A 13017-nucleotide genomic window follows, 5' to 3' on the forward strand; every position below is an offset into this window, starting at 1 on the left:
CGTTAAATCGTCCTGAAAACCAGCAATAACAGGCAGGCAAAAACAGGAACTGCCGCTGTCAGGCTGTCAATGCGATCCAGTATACCGCCATGACCCGGAATAAGATGACCACTATCTTTTATTCCGGCTTCACGTTTGAACATACTTTCCGTCAAATCGCCCAGCACTGACGCCAGTGCCGCAACAACTGAGCAAATCAAAAGCGTTGATGGCGCGACATTGAGATCGGCCCAGGCGCTGTAGCCCCAGGAAATCACACCAGCAGTCAGCAAACCGCCCAAAAAACCTTGCCAGGTTTTTCCCGGTGAGACTTTCGGTGCCAGCTTGTGTTTACCAAACAGTTTGCCAAACATATACGCGCCAGAATCCGCCCCCCAGACCAGGATCATGACATACAGCAACCATAACGCACCACTGTAGTGGTTCTGTTCATAGTGCCAGACGCGCAGCGCGAGCATGCCCCAGAAAAAAGGAATAATCGTCAGTATGCCAAAGATGAGGCGTAAAACTTTTGAGCTACGCCACAGTGCGGCCGATGCCGGGTAACCTAACACCAGCACCAGCGCGACCAGCCACCAGACCAGCGAGGCCCAAAGGGAGATCGCCACCACCGGCTGGTGAACGTTGTGATGATATTCCGGCATCATAAACAGCATGAACGCCAACAGAAGCCCGCAGAGTACCGCCAGCCAGACCCGCTGAGACCGGGACGTAAAACCGCTCAGTTGCCCCCACTCCCATGCGGCGAGCATACAAACGGCAAGCGTAACGATCGCAAAACCCACCGGCGGCAGCAAAAAAAGCGCTGCAATAACAATGGGTATTAATACAAAAGCAGAAATCAGGCGATACTTCAGCAAAAGCAACCCCCATCAGGCTTTGTCGCCACCAGGCTCGGTGCCGCCGAAACGACGCTCTCGATTGGCAAAGGCATGCAGCGCACCTTCAAAGTCTTGTTCATCAAAATCGGGCCAAAGAACATCAGTAAAGTAAAGTTCGGCATAGGCAATTTGCCAAAGTAAAAAATTACTAATGCGATGTTCCCCGCCAGTCCTAATCACTAAATCAACGGGAGCCAGTTCGTGCATGCAGATTTGCTTATTCAGCGTTTCTTCATCAATTTGATCCGGGCGCAACAGCCCTTCCTGCACTTGCACAGCTAACTGGCGAACCCCCTGAACAATATCCCAACGCCCACCATAGTTCGCTGCGACATTCAGCGTTAACCCGGTATTCTGGGCTGTTAACGCTTCCGCCTTGCGGATTCTCTCCTGCAAACGCGTATTAAAACGACTGGTATCACCAATGATACGTAAACGCACATTATGACGATGCAGGCTTTTTACTTCGCTATCCAACGCCCACACAAATAGCTCCATCAGCGCGCTCACTTCCTGCGCCGGGCGATTCCAGTTCTCGCTACTAAAAGCATAAAGCGTCAGCGCATCAATACCATTATTGGCGGCAAAAGACACCGCACGGCGAACAGACTTCGCTCCGGCTCTGTGGCCAAAGGCACGGAGTTTCCCTTGTCTTTTCGCCCAGCGACCATTGCCATCCATAATTATCGCTACATGGCGGCAGCCATGCGTTGGCAAACTTTCGCTTATCGGTTGGTTAGCAGACAACATAACGCGTTTTAGTCCCTGAAAAGGATTGAGCGGTACTCAGGAATACACAAGCCTTTACGCAAAAAAGCCGTGCAAACCACGGCTAACCCGATGTCACCTATAACAAACTGACCATCGGGTGGCGCAGACTATATCACCGAAGCCCAACGCTAACAAATAGCACCGCAACTCCTGGCGGTAATATCATCAGCTTGCGAAGCGCGTCACTTGTCGTTGCGCCACTTCACGCGCCTGTGCATCAACGGCCAGAACGTCATCGATACTTTGCGGTTCACGTAGATCCATCTGATCCAGTACAGACAGATTGAGGGCTGCGATATCTGTGAAGCGAATAGCAGATGCCAGGAAAGCCGAAACAGTGACCTCGTTTGCTGCATTTAGCGCCGTTGTCGCAGCCTGCCCCTCGCTTGACGCATCAATAGCCAGTTTCAGGCAGGGATAACGATCATAATCAGGCGCAGCAAAACTTAACGAACTCAGTTTGCAGAAATCGAGGGCATTTACACCAGAGGACACACGATCTGGCCAGGCCATGGTGTGTGCGATAGGTGTACGCATATCCGGCTCACCCAGTTGCGCTAAAACACTGCCATCCAGGTATCGCACCATGGAGTGAATCACCGATTGCGGGTGAATTAACACTTCCATTTGGCGGGCAGAGGCATTAAACAACCAGCGCGCTTCAATGTATTCCAGACCTTTGTTCATCATGGTGGCGGAATCAACGGAGATTTTACGTCCCATTGACCAGTTCGGATGGCGACAGGCCTGATCCGGCGTCATTGCCGCCAGATCCGCTAATGGCGTCTCACGAAATGGGCCACCTGACCCGGTAAGCAAAATAGACGAAACGCCATTCTGCTCCAGATCAGCGTACCCCAGGTTCTGCTGAATTGTTTCCGGTAAACTCTGAAAAATAGCGTTATGCTCGCTATCCACCGGCAAAAGCCGCGCTCCGCTCTCTTTTACCGCTTCCATGAATAAGCGGCCGCAGGTCACCAGCGCTTCTTTATTGGCCAGCAATACCGTTTTGCCTGCGCGAATAGCAGCCAGCGTCGGCACAAGCCCGGCCGCCCCCACAATAGCCGCCATCACCAGGTCCACGTCTCCTAACGCCGCCATTTCACAGGCCGCCTGTTGACCACTGAGTACGTCGGTACGGCTTCCGAGTTCCTGCAAAGCATGTTTCAGCTGTTGCGCGCTTTGCGCATCATCCATCACGGCAAAACGCGGGGAGAATTCCAGACACTGTTCAACCATGCGGGCAACATTTTTGCCTGCAACCAGCGCAGTTATGGAAAAACGATCGGGATTGTGGCGAACCACATCAAGCGTGCTGCAACCAATAGAACCCGTTGAGCCCAGAAGAGTTAAATGCTTCATGAAACGCTCACAACGTTGCAAGAATAAAAAAGCAAAACGCCGCCAGCGAAACCACCGGAGCGGCTCTCTGTACGGCGTTTTAGTCGGTTTTTACAGAATCAGAACTGCATCAGTTCCGCTTCTTTATCCGCCAGCGCCGCATCGACTTTTTTGATTGCAGCATCGGTAAGTTTCTGCACTTCATCTTGTGAACGACGGTCATCATCTTCACTGATTTCTTTGTCTTTCAGCAGAGCTTTTACTTTATCGTTCGCGTCACGGCGAACGTTACGTACGGCTACGCGGGCTTGTTCAGCTTCGCCACGCACGACTTTGATCAGATCTTTACGACGTTCTTCTGTCAACGCTGGCAGCGGAACACGGATGTCGCTACCCGCAGAATTGGGGTTCAGTCCCAGGTCAGACGCCATGATGGCTTTCTCAACGGCCGGGCCCATAGAGCGATCAAAGACGTTGATTTTCAACGTACGGGAGTCTTCAACGGTCACGCTTGCCAGTTGACGCAACGGCGTCGGCGTACCGTAATACTCCACAACGATGCCATCCAACAGGCTCGGGGAAGCGCGACCAGTACGCACTTTACTGATTTGAGTTTTGAACGATTCTACGCATTTCTCCATGCGTACTTCAGCATCTTTTCTGATATCGCTAATCACGTTACGGATCCTTGAAATCTTGTCGCAGGCTGGCCATACGCTGGCACGCCTGGTTGCGGGTGTGCTAAGTATAGCCTTGTTCAATCTTCTGGCACCGTGAAGATGCCAGAAAGAACGGCTCAATAATTTAAAGCGGAATCTTACCTTTATTTATTGCTTACGGGAATTATTCCGTAATCAATGTGCCTTCTTTTTCGCCCATTACCACGCGACGCAGTGCGCCTGGTTTGTTCATATTGAACACGCGAATCGGCAGTTTGTGGTCACGGGCCAGCGTAAAGGCCGCCAGGTCCATTACCTTTAATTCTTTATCCAGCACCTCGGTGTAGCTCAGTTGCTCGCACAGGGTTGCCGTTGGATCGGTGACCGGATCGGCAGTAAAGACGCCGTCCACTTTGGTCGCTTTCAATACTACGTCAGCTTCAATTTCGATACCGCGCAGGCAAGCAGCGGAATCTGTAGTGAAGAACGGGTTGCCGGTACCGGCGCTGAAAATGACCACGCGATTATTGCGCAGCAGGCTGATAGCCTCTGCCCAACTGTAATTGTCGCATACGCCATTCAGCGGGAATGCAGACATCAGACGTGCGTTCACATAGGCACGATGCAGCGCATCACGCATTGCCAGGCCGTTCATTACCGTTGCCAGCATACCCATGTGATCGCCCACAACGCGGTTCATACCCGCTTTTGCCAGCCCCGCGCCACGGAACAAGTTACCGCCGCCAATCACCACGCCAACCTGAACTCCCAGTTCAACCAGCTCTTTAATTTCCTGCGCCATGCGGTCGAGAATGCTTGCGTCAATACCGAAGCCTTCGGATCCCTGGAGCGCTTCACCACTCAGCTTAAGCAGAATGCGTTTGTAGACGGGTTTTGCATTGGTAGCCATGTTTCTTTCCTGAGACTGTCAACAATTGGACGGGTTTAATACTGGCGCTTATGATACGTCGCCTGTCAGCGCAAACACTAGCGTGTTAGCTGATTTTCAGATGAAGGGCATAAAAAGAAGCCGCCCTCAGGCGGCTCCTTTTTATTGATTAAGACTGCTTGGACATTGCAGCAACTTCAGCTGCGAAGTCAGTCTCAACTTTCTCAATGCCTTCGCCCACTTCGAAGCGGATGAAGCCGGTTACGTCAGCATTGTGCTCTTTCAGCAGCTGAGCAACAGACTTGCTCGGATCCATAACGAAAGGCTGGCCAGTCAGAGAAACTTCGCCGGTGAATTTCTTCATGCGGCCTTCAACCATTTTCTCTGCGATTTCTTTCGGTTTGCCAGACTGCATGGCGATGTCCAACTGAACCTGGTACTCTTTTTCTACCACTTCAGCAGACACATCTTCCGGCTTAACGAATTCCGGTTTGCTTGCAGCGATGTGCATTGCCAGCTGTTTAACCAGTTCTTCATCGGCGTTTTTAGCCGCAACCACAACACCAATGCGCGCGCCGTGCTGGTAAGAGCCCAGAACGTCGCCTTCCAGAGAAGATACGCGACGGATGTTGATGTTCTCACCGATTTTAGCAACCAGCGCAACACGTTCTTCTTCGAACTGTGCTTTCAGAACTTCAACGTCAGTGATTTTGCCAGCCAGGGCTGCGTCCAGGACTTTGTTTGCAAATGCCTGGAAACCACCATCTTTCGCTACGAAGTCAGTCTGGCAGTTAACTTCCAGAATGATGCCGTAGGTGCCAGCGATTTTGGTGAGGATCACGCCGTCAGCAGCAACGTTGCCTGCTTTTTTCGCCGCTTTGATAGCGCCGGACTTACGCATGTTCTCAATCGCCAGCTCGATGTCGCCGTTCGCTTCAGTCAGCGCTTTTTTGCAATCCATCATGCCTGCGCCAGTACGTTCACGCAGCTCTTTTACCAGGGATGCGGTAATTTCAGCCATTCTTTAATCCTCGGGAGAGATATGACCTGCACGGTTTGCAACCAAACAGGCTTAAAAGTGAAAAAGGGGGCCATAGACAGGCCCCCTAACCAAACTCGGTACTACCTGCTCAATAAGGGGCTCAAAGAGCGGCCTTATTACTCAGCTTCTACGAAGCTTTCTTCCGCCTGAGTAGCCAGATCCGAAGAACGGCCTTCACGAACGGTAGCAGCAACGGCATTCAGGTACAGGCTAACAGCACGGATTGCGTCATCGTTACCCGGGATAACGAAGTCAACGCCGTCCGGATCGGAGTTGGTATCAACGATAGCAAATACCGGAATACCCAGGTTGTTTGCTTCTTTGATTGCGATGTGCTCGTGGTCAGCATCGATAACGAACAGAGCGTCTGGCAGACCACCCATGTCTTTGATACCGCCCAGGCTGTTTTCCAGCTTGTCCAGCTCACGAGTGCGCATCAGCGCTTCTTTCTTGGTCAGCTTGTCGAAGGTACCGTCCTGAGACTGAGTTTCCAGGTCTTTCAGACGTTTGATGGACTGACGAACGGTTTTCCAGTTAGTCAGCATACCGCCCAACCAGCGATGGTTCACGAAGAACTGGTCGCAGTTCAGAGCAGCTTCTTTCACCGCTTCGCTTGCAGCGCGTTTAGTACCAACGATCAGGATTTTGCCTTTGCGAGAAGCAATTTTGTTCAGCTCAGCCAGGGCTTCGTTGAACATCGGTACCGTTTTCTCAAGGTTGATGATGTGAACTTTGTTACGCGCACCGAAGATGAACGGCTTCATTTTCGGGTTCCAGTAACGGGTCTGGTGACCAAAGTGAACACCAGCCTTGAGCATGTCGCGCATGGAAACAGTTGCCATGTTTTAAAACCTCTATATAAAAGTTGGGGTTATGCCTCCACGTATCCCATATTACCGACCCCGAAGGGCACCCCGGAATATGTGCCGATACGTGTGTGTTGTTACACAAAGTGAGATTTGTGGCCCCCATTCCAAAACAGGAACGGAAGTCCGGCGCGCTTTATACCACAAAACCGCACCAGAAACCAATAGTTGTTGACGCGGTGTGCTGTTAATGATTCTCAATTTGGCACAAAGCTTGCGCGGCTGTTACCATTGACAGCACTTATCCTGGTATAGTCGAAAAATTCGACACTGATGGACACAATCCATGGCTATCTCTATTAAAACTCCTGAAGAAATCGAAAAAATGCGCATCGCCGGCCGTCTCGCTGCCGAAGTGCTGGAAATGATCGAACCGTACATTAAACCGGGCGTCAGCACTGGCGAACTGGACCGTATTTGCAACGATTACATCGTTAACGAGCAACATGCTATCTCCGCGTGCCTCGGTTACCACGGCTTCCCGAAATCCGTTTGCATCTCTATTAATGAGGTGGTTTGCCACGGGATTCCGGATGATGAAAAACACCTGAAAGACGGCGATGTGGTTAACATCGATGTCACCGTTATCAAAGACGAGTATCACGGCGACACCTCCAAAATGTTTATTGTGGGCAAACCAACGATTCTTGGCGAGCGCCTGTGCCATGTTACGCAGGAAAGCCTCTATCTGGCCCTGCGGATGGTGAAACCGGGTATCCGTCTGCGCACGCTTGGCGCAGCAATCCAGAAGTATGTTGAAGCACAAGGTTTCTCTGTAGTGCGTGAATACTGTGGCCACGGCATTGGCCGCGGCTTCCATGAAGAGCCGCAGGTTTTGCACTACGATGCAGATGATGGCGGCGTGGTACTGCAAGCCGGTATGACATTTACTATCGAGCCAATGGTGAACGCTGGTGATTATCGCATTCGCACCATGAAAGACGGCTGGACGGTCAAAACCAAAGATCGCAGCCTGTCAGCCCAGTACGAGCACACGATCGTTGTCACCGAAACAGGCTGTGAGATCCTCACCCTGCGTAAAGACGACACCATTGAAGCCGTACTGACCGTCGCCTGATCTCGCTCCCGGCTCACTATCACAACGGTCCACTTTGCGGGCCGTTTTTTTTCTTTCTTTTCCCCTGCGGTCATACATATAAACGACTTTTCATTTCTGATTATCTCTTTTAAGTTGTCCTGATATGAGTCTGCACTCCAGATGGGTGGTCAATAATGAGTAATCTCTCTTCAGAACAGTTCGTCAGTACCGTAACCCCCACCCTTCCCGGGCAACCGGAATACCCCGGCGTCTGGCCGCGAGACGACTTACGGTGTGCCGATATCAAAACGCATATTGATGCTTTTCAACAGTGGCTCGGTCATGTCTTTGACGCGGGAATTTCGGCCGAGCAGCTGATTGAAGCCCGAACGGAATTCATTGACCAGTTGCTTCAACGGCTGTGGCTGGAGTATGGGTTTGGCGAAGTCAGCGATGTCGCGCTGGTTGCTGTTGGCGGTTACGGCCGCGGGGAGCTGCACCCGTTGTCGGATATCGATCTGCTTATCCTCAGCCGCTATAAATTGCCCGACGAGCAAGCACAAAAAATTGGCGAACTGCTGACACTGCTCTGGGACGTGAAACTGGAAGTGGGGCACAGCGTGCGGACGCTGGATGAGTGCCTGCAGGAAGGGCTGTCGGATTTAACCGTTGCGACTAACCTGATTGAATCGCGCCTGCTGGTGGGTGATGTTGCGCTATTCCTGGAATTACAAAAGCATATTTTCAGCGACGATTTCTGGCCTTCAGAAACCTTTTTCCCCGCCAAAGTCACAGAACAGGCAGAACGTCATCAGCGCTACCACGGCACCAGCTATAACCTGGAGCCCGACATTAAAAGCAGTCCCGGCGGCCTGCGCGATATTCATACACTGCAATGGGTAGCACGTCGCCATTTTGGTGCCACCTCGCTGGATGAAATGGTCGGGTTTGGTTTTTTGACCGAGGCCGAACGCAATGAACTGAACGAGTGTCTGCACCTGTTGTGGCGCATCCGCTTTGCGCTGCATCTGGAACTTAATCGTTATGACAACCGCCTGCTGTTTGACCGACAACTGAGCGTGGCACAGCGCCTGAATTATGTTGGCGAAGGCAACCAGCCGGTTGAACATATGATGAAAGATTTCTTCCGCGTAACGCGCCGCGTTACGGAACTGAATCAGATGCTACTCCAGCTGTTCGACGAAGCGATCCTGGCGCTAACAGCTGATGAAAAACCGCGTCCTATTGATGATGAGTTCCAGCTGCGCGGCACGCTGATCGACCTGCGCGATGAAACGCTGTTTATCCGGGAACCGCAGGCGATCCTGCGGATGTTCTATATTATGGTGCGCAACAGCACCATTACGGGCATTTACTCCACCACGTTACGGCATTTACGCCACGCCCGCCGTCATCTGACACAGCCGTTGTGCTACATCGCCGAAGCACGCTCAATTTTCCTGAGCATGCTGCGCCATCCCGGAGCCGTCAGCCGCGGTCTGCTGCCCATGCACCGTCACAGTGTCCTGTGGGCCTATATGCCGCAGTGGTCGCACATTGTCGGTCAAATGCAGTTTGATCTGTTTCACGCCTACACCGTCGATGAACACACCATCCGCGTGCTGCTGAAGCTGGAAAGTTTCGCTAAAGAAGAGACCCGTAATAAGCATCCCTTATGTGTTGAACTCTGGCCGCGCCTGACGCATCCGGAACTGATTTTGATTGCTGCCCTGTTCCATGATATCGCCAAAGGCCGCGGTGGTGATCATTCGGTGCTGGGCGCGCAGGATGTGCTGAAATTTGCCGAATTGCACGGGCTGAACTCCCGCGAAACGCAACTGGTCGCCTGGCTTGTACGTCACCACTTATTAATGTCGGTAACTGCGCAGCGCCGCGACATTCAGGATCCGGAAGTTATCAAACAGTTCGCCGAAGAAGTTCAAACGGAAAATCGCTTGCGCTTCCTGGTCTGCCTGACCGTGGCGGATATCTGCGCCACCAACGAAACACTGTGGAATAGCTGGAAGCAGAGCCTGCTTCGCGAACTCTATTTCGCCACTGAAAAACAGTTACGCCGCGGGATGCAGAACACACCGGATATGCGCGAACGTGTGCGCCATCATCAGTTACAGGCGCTGGCATTGCTGCGCATGGACAATATCGATGAAGAGCAGTTGCATCAGATTTGGGCGCGCTGCCGGGCTAACTACTTTGTTCGTCACAGTCCAAACCAACTGGCCTGGCACGCCCGTCACTTGCTTGAGCACGACTTAACAAAGCCGATGATCCTGCTGAGTCCGCAGGCCACGCGCGGCGGGACCGAGATCTTTATCTGGAGTCCGGACAGGCCGTACCTGTTCGCTGCTGTTTGTGCAGAACTGGACAGGCGCAATCTCAGCGTTCATGACGCGCAAATCTTTACCACCCGCGATGGCATGGCGATGGACACTTTTATTGTGCTGGAGCCAGATGGCAGCCCACTCTCCGCCGATCGTCACGATGCCATTTGCTTTGGGTTGGAGCAAGCCATCACGCAGCATACCTGGCAGCCGCCGCAACCACGTCGTCAACCGGCGAAATTGCGACACTTTACGGTCGATACAGAAGTTAACTTCCTGCCGACCCACACCGACAGAAAATCCTTCCTCGAGTTAATTGCCCTGGATCAACCCGGTTTGCTGGCACGCGTAGGCCAGGTGTTTGCCGACCTTGGAATCTCGCTGCACGGGGCGAGAATTACAACAATTGGTGAACGAGTAGAAGATTTATTTATAATCGCCACCGCCGACCGGCGCGGCCTTAATAATGCGCTGCAAATGGAGGTGCAACAACGGTTGACAGAGGCCCTCAATCCAAACGATAAAGGGTGATGTTTTTTTTACACAGATGGAAAGAGCTTAACAATGCAGCAGTTACAGAACGTTATTGAAACCGCTTTCGAGCGTCGCGCAGAGATCACCCCGGCAAATGTGGATACCGTAACCCGCGAAGCGGTTAATCAGGTTATCTCCCTGCTCGATTCCGGCGCGCTGCGCGTCGCAGAAAAAATCGATGGTCAGTGGGTCACCCACCAGTGGCTGAAGAAAGCGGTTCTGCTCTCTTTCCGCATTAACGATAACCAGGTTATCGACGGTGCAGAAAGCCGCTACTTCGACAAAGTTCCGATGAAATTCGCTGACTACGACGAAGCACGTTTCCAGAAAGAAGGTTTCCGTGTTGTGCCGCCGGCAGCCGTTCGCCAGGGCGCGTTTATCGCCCGCAATACCGTGCTGATGCCGTCTTACGTTAACATCGGTGCCTATGTTGATGAAGGTACCATGGTCGATACCTGGGCAACCGTAGGTTCCTGCGCGCAGATTGGTAAAAATGTTCACCTCTCTGGCGGCGTCGGTATTGGCGGTGTGCTGGAGCCGTTACAGGCAAATCCGACTATCATTGAAGATAACTGCTTTATCGGTGCGCGCTCCGAAGTCGTGGAAGGCGTTATCGTCGAAGAAGGATCTGTTATTTCAATGGGCGTATACATCGGTCAGAGCACCCGCATTTATGATCGCGAAACGGGTGAAGTGCATTACGGTCGTGTACCGGCGGGTTCCGTCGTGGTGTCAGGCAACCTGCCATCAAAAGATGGTAAATACAGCCTTTACTGCGCCGTTATCGTGAAAAAAGTGGATGCGAAAACGCGTGGCAAAGTGGGTATCAACGAACTGCTGCGTACCATCGACTAAGTCTTTCCCTCTCCCTGTTCGGGAGAGGGTGACGTATCCCGCCTTTTTTGTATGCGCTGGTGGAAAAAATAGATTTTTTCGTTAATTATTCATAGGTTATGTTGAGCTTAAGGGTACCGCTATGTACGATAATCTGAAAAGTTTAGGCATTACCAATCCTGATGAAATCGATCGTTATAGCCTCCGTCAGGAAGCCAATAACGATATCCTGAAAATCTATTTTCATAAGGACAAAGGCGAGTTTTTTGCCAAGAGCGTGAAGTTTAAATACCCACGCCAGCGTAAAACCGTGGTCGCAGACGGCGTTGGTCAGGGCTATAAAGAAGTGCAGGAAATCAGTCCTAACCTGCGCTACGTGATCGATGAATTAGATCAAATCTGCCAGCGCGATCGCACTGAAGTGGATCTGAAGCGTAAGATCCTCGACGATCTGCGTCATCTTGAAAGTGTCGTGACTAACAAGATCAATGAAATCGAATCGGATCTTGAAAAGTTAACGCGCGGGAAATAATTGCAGTACGCCTGAAGGCGCCTCGCTTACCTGGCCCGCAGTGTTATATGCAGGCCGGGTAACGGGACGCTGAAGCATCACATTAACGCTGTTCATCCAGTTGCAGCGCCACGTACAGCAGCAACCTGTCGTCAAAGTTGCCCAAATCCAGCCCTGTCAGTTCCGAGATCCGATTCAGACGGTATTCCAGCGTATTGCGGTGAATAAACAGCGCTTTCGACGTCGCCAGAGGCTGCACGTTATGGCGGAACCATGCGGTCAACGTTCGTCTGAGCAATCCGTTGTTATCCATCGCTTTTAAGCGCGACAACGGGCGCGCCAGCTCATTCGCCTGCCAGCCGCCGCGTAAGCTGTCGAGCAGAACGGGTAACATCAAATCCTGATAAAAATAGCTGCGGTTTTCGGGCATACGCTGCTTACCCACCATCATGGTGGTGCGGGCTGTGCGGTACGAACGGGCAATACTCCCAGGCCCGGTAAAATAGTTGCCCAGTGCGACACGGAAACGCAACTGCCCGTTCTCTTTCATCCGGGTTATCAGTTGCTCCACGCGTTTGCGGTGATCTTCCGCATTCCAGCGGCCAAACGGGTTAAGGGCGGGTTTCAGCACCACCATTTCTGTTAATGAAACAATGGCGATAAGGTTGTTACGCTCTGGCGTGGTCAGCGCGTTTTGCAGTTGCTGTAGTTCAGCCATTGCGCTGTCCACACCCAGCTGGCCGCTGTCGACTTCCACAACGGCGACCACACGCGGCTGATTTAGATCGATCCCCAGACGCTGAGCCCACTCTGTCAGCGCGGGCGTATGTTCTTCGGCCTGGATAAGGTTCATTACCAGTTCTTCCCGCAGGCGGCTGTCCTGTGCCAGCAGATGCATCAGACGAGACTGCTCCAGCATCATTTCAGCGGTCATGCAAACCAGCTCGCCGTATTTACGCAACGTTTCCGGTTCGCCGGTAAGTCCGATAACGCCAACAATTTCACCTTCAAGACGCAGCGGCAAGTTGATCCCCTGACGCACGCCGTGCAAGTGGCGGGCTACCGCATCATCAATGTCTACCACTCGCCCCTGGGAGAGGACTAACAGTGCGCCTTCGTGCAATTCTCCAATTCTTTCCCGATCGCCACTGCCGATGATGCGACCTCTTGCATCCATCACGTTAATGTTCGTATCGATAATGCGCATGGTGCGCGCCACGATATCCTGTGCCATTTTGGTATCAAGATGCCAGCCAGCCATGTAACCCTCCCCTGTGCAGAGCCCAAGCATATGGGAAGAAATCAGCGCCC

Annotated in this window: 12 protein-coding genes; 4 read left to right on the plus strand and 8 right to left on the minus strand. The window is 52.3% G+C overall.

What is annotated here, in order from left to right:
* Positions 1-2: 2 nt before the first annotated feature.
* The 7 genes from cdsA to rpsB all read right to left on the minus strand — a co-directional run bounded on the left by cdsA (position 3) and on the right by rpsB (position 6425).
* Positions 3-860, minus strand: coding sequence for a phosphatidate cytidylyltransferase (cdsA, locus tag ACUY4S_RS18935; protein WP_312687413.1), 858 nt, complete (start codon positions 858-860; stop codon positions 3-5).
* A gap of 12 nt (positions 861-872) precedes the next feature.
* Positions 873-1631: a (2E,6E)-farnesyl-diphosphate-specific ditrans,polycis-undecaprenyl-diphosphate synthase gene (gene ispU, locus ACUY4S_RS18940; RefSeq protein ID WP_312687411.1), complete on the minus strand. Its 759-nt coding sequence runs from the start codon at positions 1629-1631 to the stop codon at positions 873-875.
* A 186-nt stretch (positions 1632-1817) separates the two neighbouring features.
* Complete coding sequence (gene ispC, locus ACUY4S_RS18945) at positions 1818-3014, minus strand: 1-deoxy-D-xylulose-5-phosphate reductoisomerase (protein WP_312687409.1); 1197 nt, start codon at positions 3012-3014, stop codon at positions 1818-1820.
* A 98-nt stretch (positions 3015-3112) separates the two neighbouring features.
* Positions 3113-3670, minus strand: a complete 558-nt coding sequence (gene frr, locus ACUY4S_RS18950) for a ribosome recycling factor (RefSeq protein ID WP_458021837.1) — start codon at positions 3668-3670, stop codon at positions 3113-3115.
* A gap of 166 nt (positions 3671-3836) precedes the next feature.
* Entirely contained in the window at positions 3837-4562 is a 726-nt protein-coding gene (gene pyrH / locus ACUY4S_RS18955; protein ID WP_061497572.1) for a UMP kinase, read from the minus strand.
* A gap of 148 nt (positions 4563-4710) precedes the next feature.
* A complete protein-coding gene (gene tsf, locus ACUY4S_RS18960) occupies positions 4711-5562 on the minus strand; it encodes a translation elongation factor Ts (protein ID WP_312687405.1) in 852 nt (283 codons plus the stop codon).
* A 137-nt stretch (positions 5563-5699) separates the two neighbouring features.
* On the minus strand, positions 5700-6425 hold the full coding sequence (gene rpsB, locus ACUY4S_RS18965) for a 30S ribosomal protein S2 (protein WP_061497575.1): 726 nt from the start codon (positions 6423-6425) through the stop codon (positions 5700-5702).
* 310 nt (positions 6426-6735) lie between these two features.
* Between rpsB and map the strand changes: the two genes are divergently transcribed.
* The 4 genes from map (at position 6736) to ACUY4S_RS18985 (ending at position 11727) form a co-directional block, all read left to right on the plus strand.
* Complete coding sequence (gene map / locus ACUY4S_RS18970) at positions 6736-7527, plus strand: type I methionyl aminopeptidase (RefSeq protein WP_458021836.1); 792 nt, start codon at positions 6736-6738, stop codon at positions 7525-7527.
* Positions 7528-7682: 155 nt separating this feature from the next.
* Positions 7683-10358: a bifunctional uridylyltransferase/uridylyl-removing protein GlnD gene (glnD, locus tag ACUY4S_RS18975; RefSeq protein ID WP_458021835.1), complete on the plus strand. Its 2676-nt coding sequence runs from the start codon at positions 7683-7685 to the stop codon at positions 10356-10358.
* Positions 10359-10391: 33 nt separating this feature from the next.
* Entirely contained in the window at positions 10392-11216 is an 825-nt protein-coding gene (gene dapD / locus ACUY4S_RS18980; RefSeq protein ID WP_042289888.1) for a 2,3,4,5-tetrahydropyridine-2,6-dicarboxylate N-succinyltransferase, read from the plus strand.
* 121 nt (positions 11217-11337) lie between these two features.
* Positions 11338-11727, plus strand: coding sequence for a DUF3461 family protein (locus ACUY4S_RS18985; protein ID WP_017457991.1), 390 nt, complete (start codon positions 11338-11340; stop codon positions 11725-11727).
* 82 nt (positions 11728-11809) lie between these two features.
* Here the strand turns inward: ACUY4S_RS18985 and cdaR are convergent, their stop codons facing one another.
* Positions 11810-12967, minus strand: coding sequence for a DNA-binding transcriptional regulator CdaR (cdaR, locus tag ACUY4S_RS18990; protein ID WP_458021834.1), 1158 nt, complete (start codon positions 12965-12967; stop codon positions 11810-11812).
* Positions 12968-13017 lie beyond the last annotated feature (50 nt).

The organism is Kosakonia beeri (assembly GCF_054165705.1).

What these genes read in the sequence shown, in the direction of transcription:
- ispC (WP_312687409.1), bottom strand. Translation starts at nt 3,014, where the DNA reads ATGAAGCATTTAACTCTTCTGGGCTCAACGGGTTCTATTGGTTGCAGC.
- ispU (WP_312687411.1), bottom strand. Translation starts at nt 1,631, where the DNA reads ATGTTGTCTGCTAACCAACCGATAAGCGAAAGTTTGCCAACGCATGGC.
- ACUY4S_RS18985 (WP_017457991.1), top strand. Translation starts at nt 11,338, where the DNA reads ATGTACGATAATCTGAAAAGTTTAGGCATTACCAATCCTGATGAAATC.
- cdaR (WP_458021834.1), bottom strand. Translation starts at nt 12,967, where the DNA reads ATGGCTGGCTGGCATCTTGATACCAAAATGGCACAGGATATCGTGGCG.
- pyrH (WP_061497572.1), bottom strand. Translation starts at nt 4,562, where the DNA reads ATGGCTACCAATGCAAAACCCGTCTACAAACGCATTCTGCTTAAGCTG.
- map (WP_458021836.1), top strand. Translation starts at nt 6,736, where the DNA reads ATGGCTATCTCTATTAAAACTCCTGAAGAAATCGAAAAAATGCGCATC.
- dapD (WP_042289888.1), top strand. Translation starts at nt 10,392, where the DNA reads ATGCAGCAGTTACAGAACGTTATTGAAACCGCTTTCGAGCGTCGCGCA.
- glnD (WP_458021835.1), top strand. Translation starts at nt 7,683, where the DNA reads ATGAGTAATCTCTCTTCAGAACAGTTCGTCAGTACCGTAACCCCCACC.
- rpsB (WP_061497575.1), bottom strand. Translation starts at nt 6,425, where the DNA reads ATGGCAACTGTTTCCATGCGCGACATGCTCAAGGCTGGTGTTCACTTT.
- tsf (WP_312687405.1), bottom strand. Translation starts at nt 5,562, where the DNA reads ATGGCTGAAATTACCGCATCCCTGGTAAAAGAGCTGCGTGAACGTACT.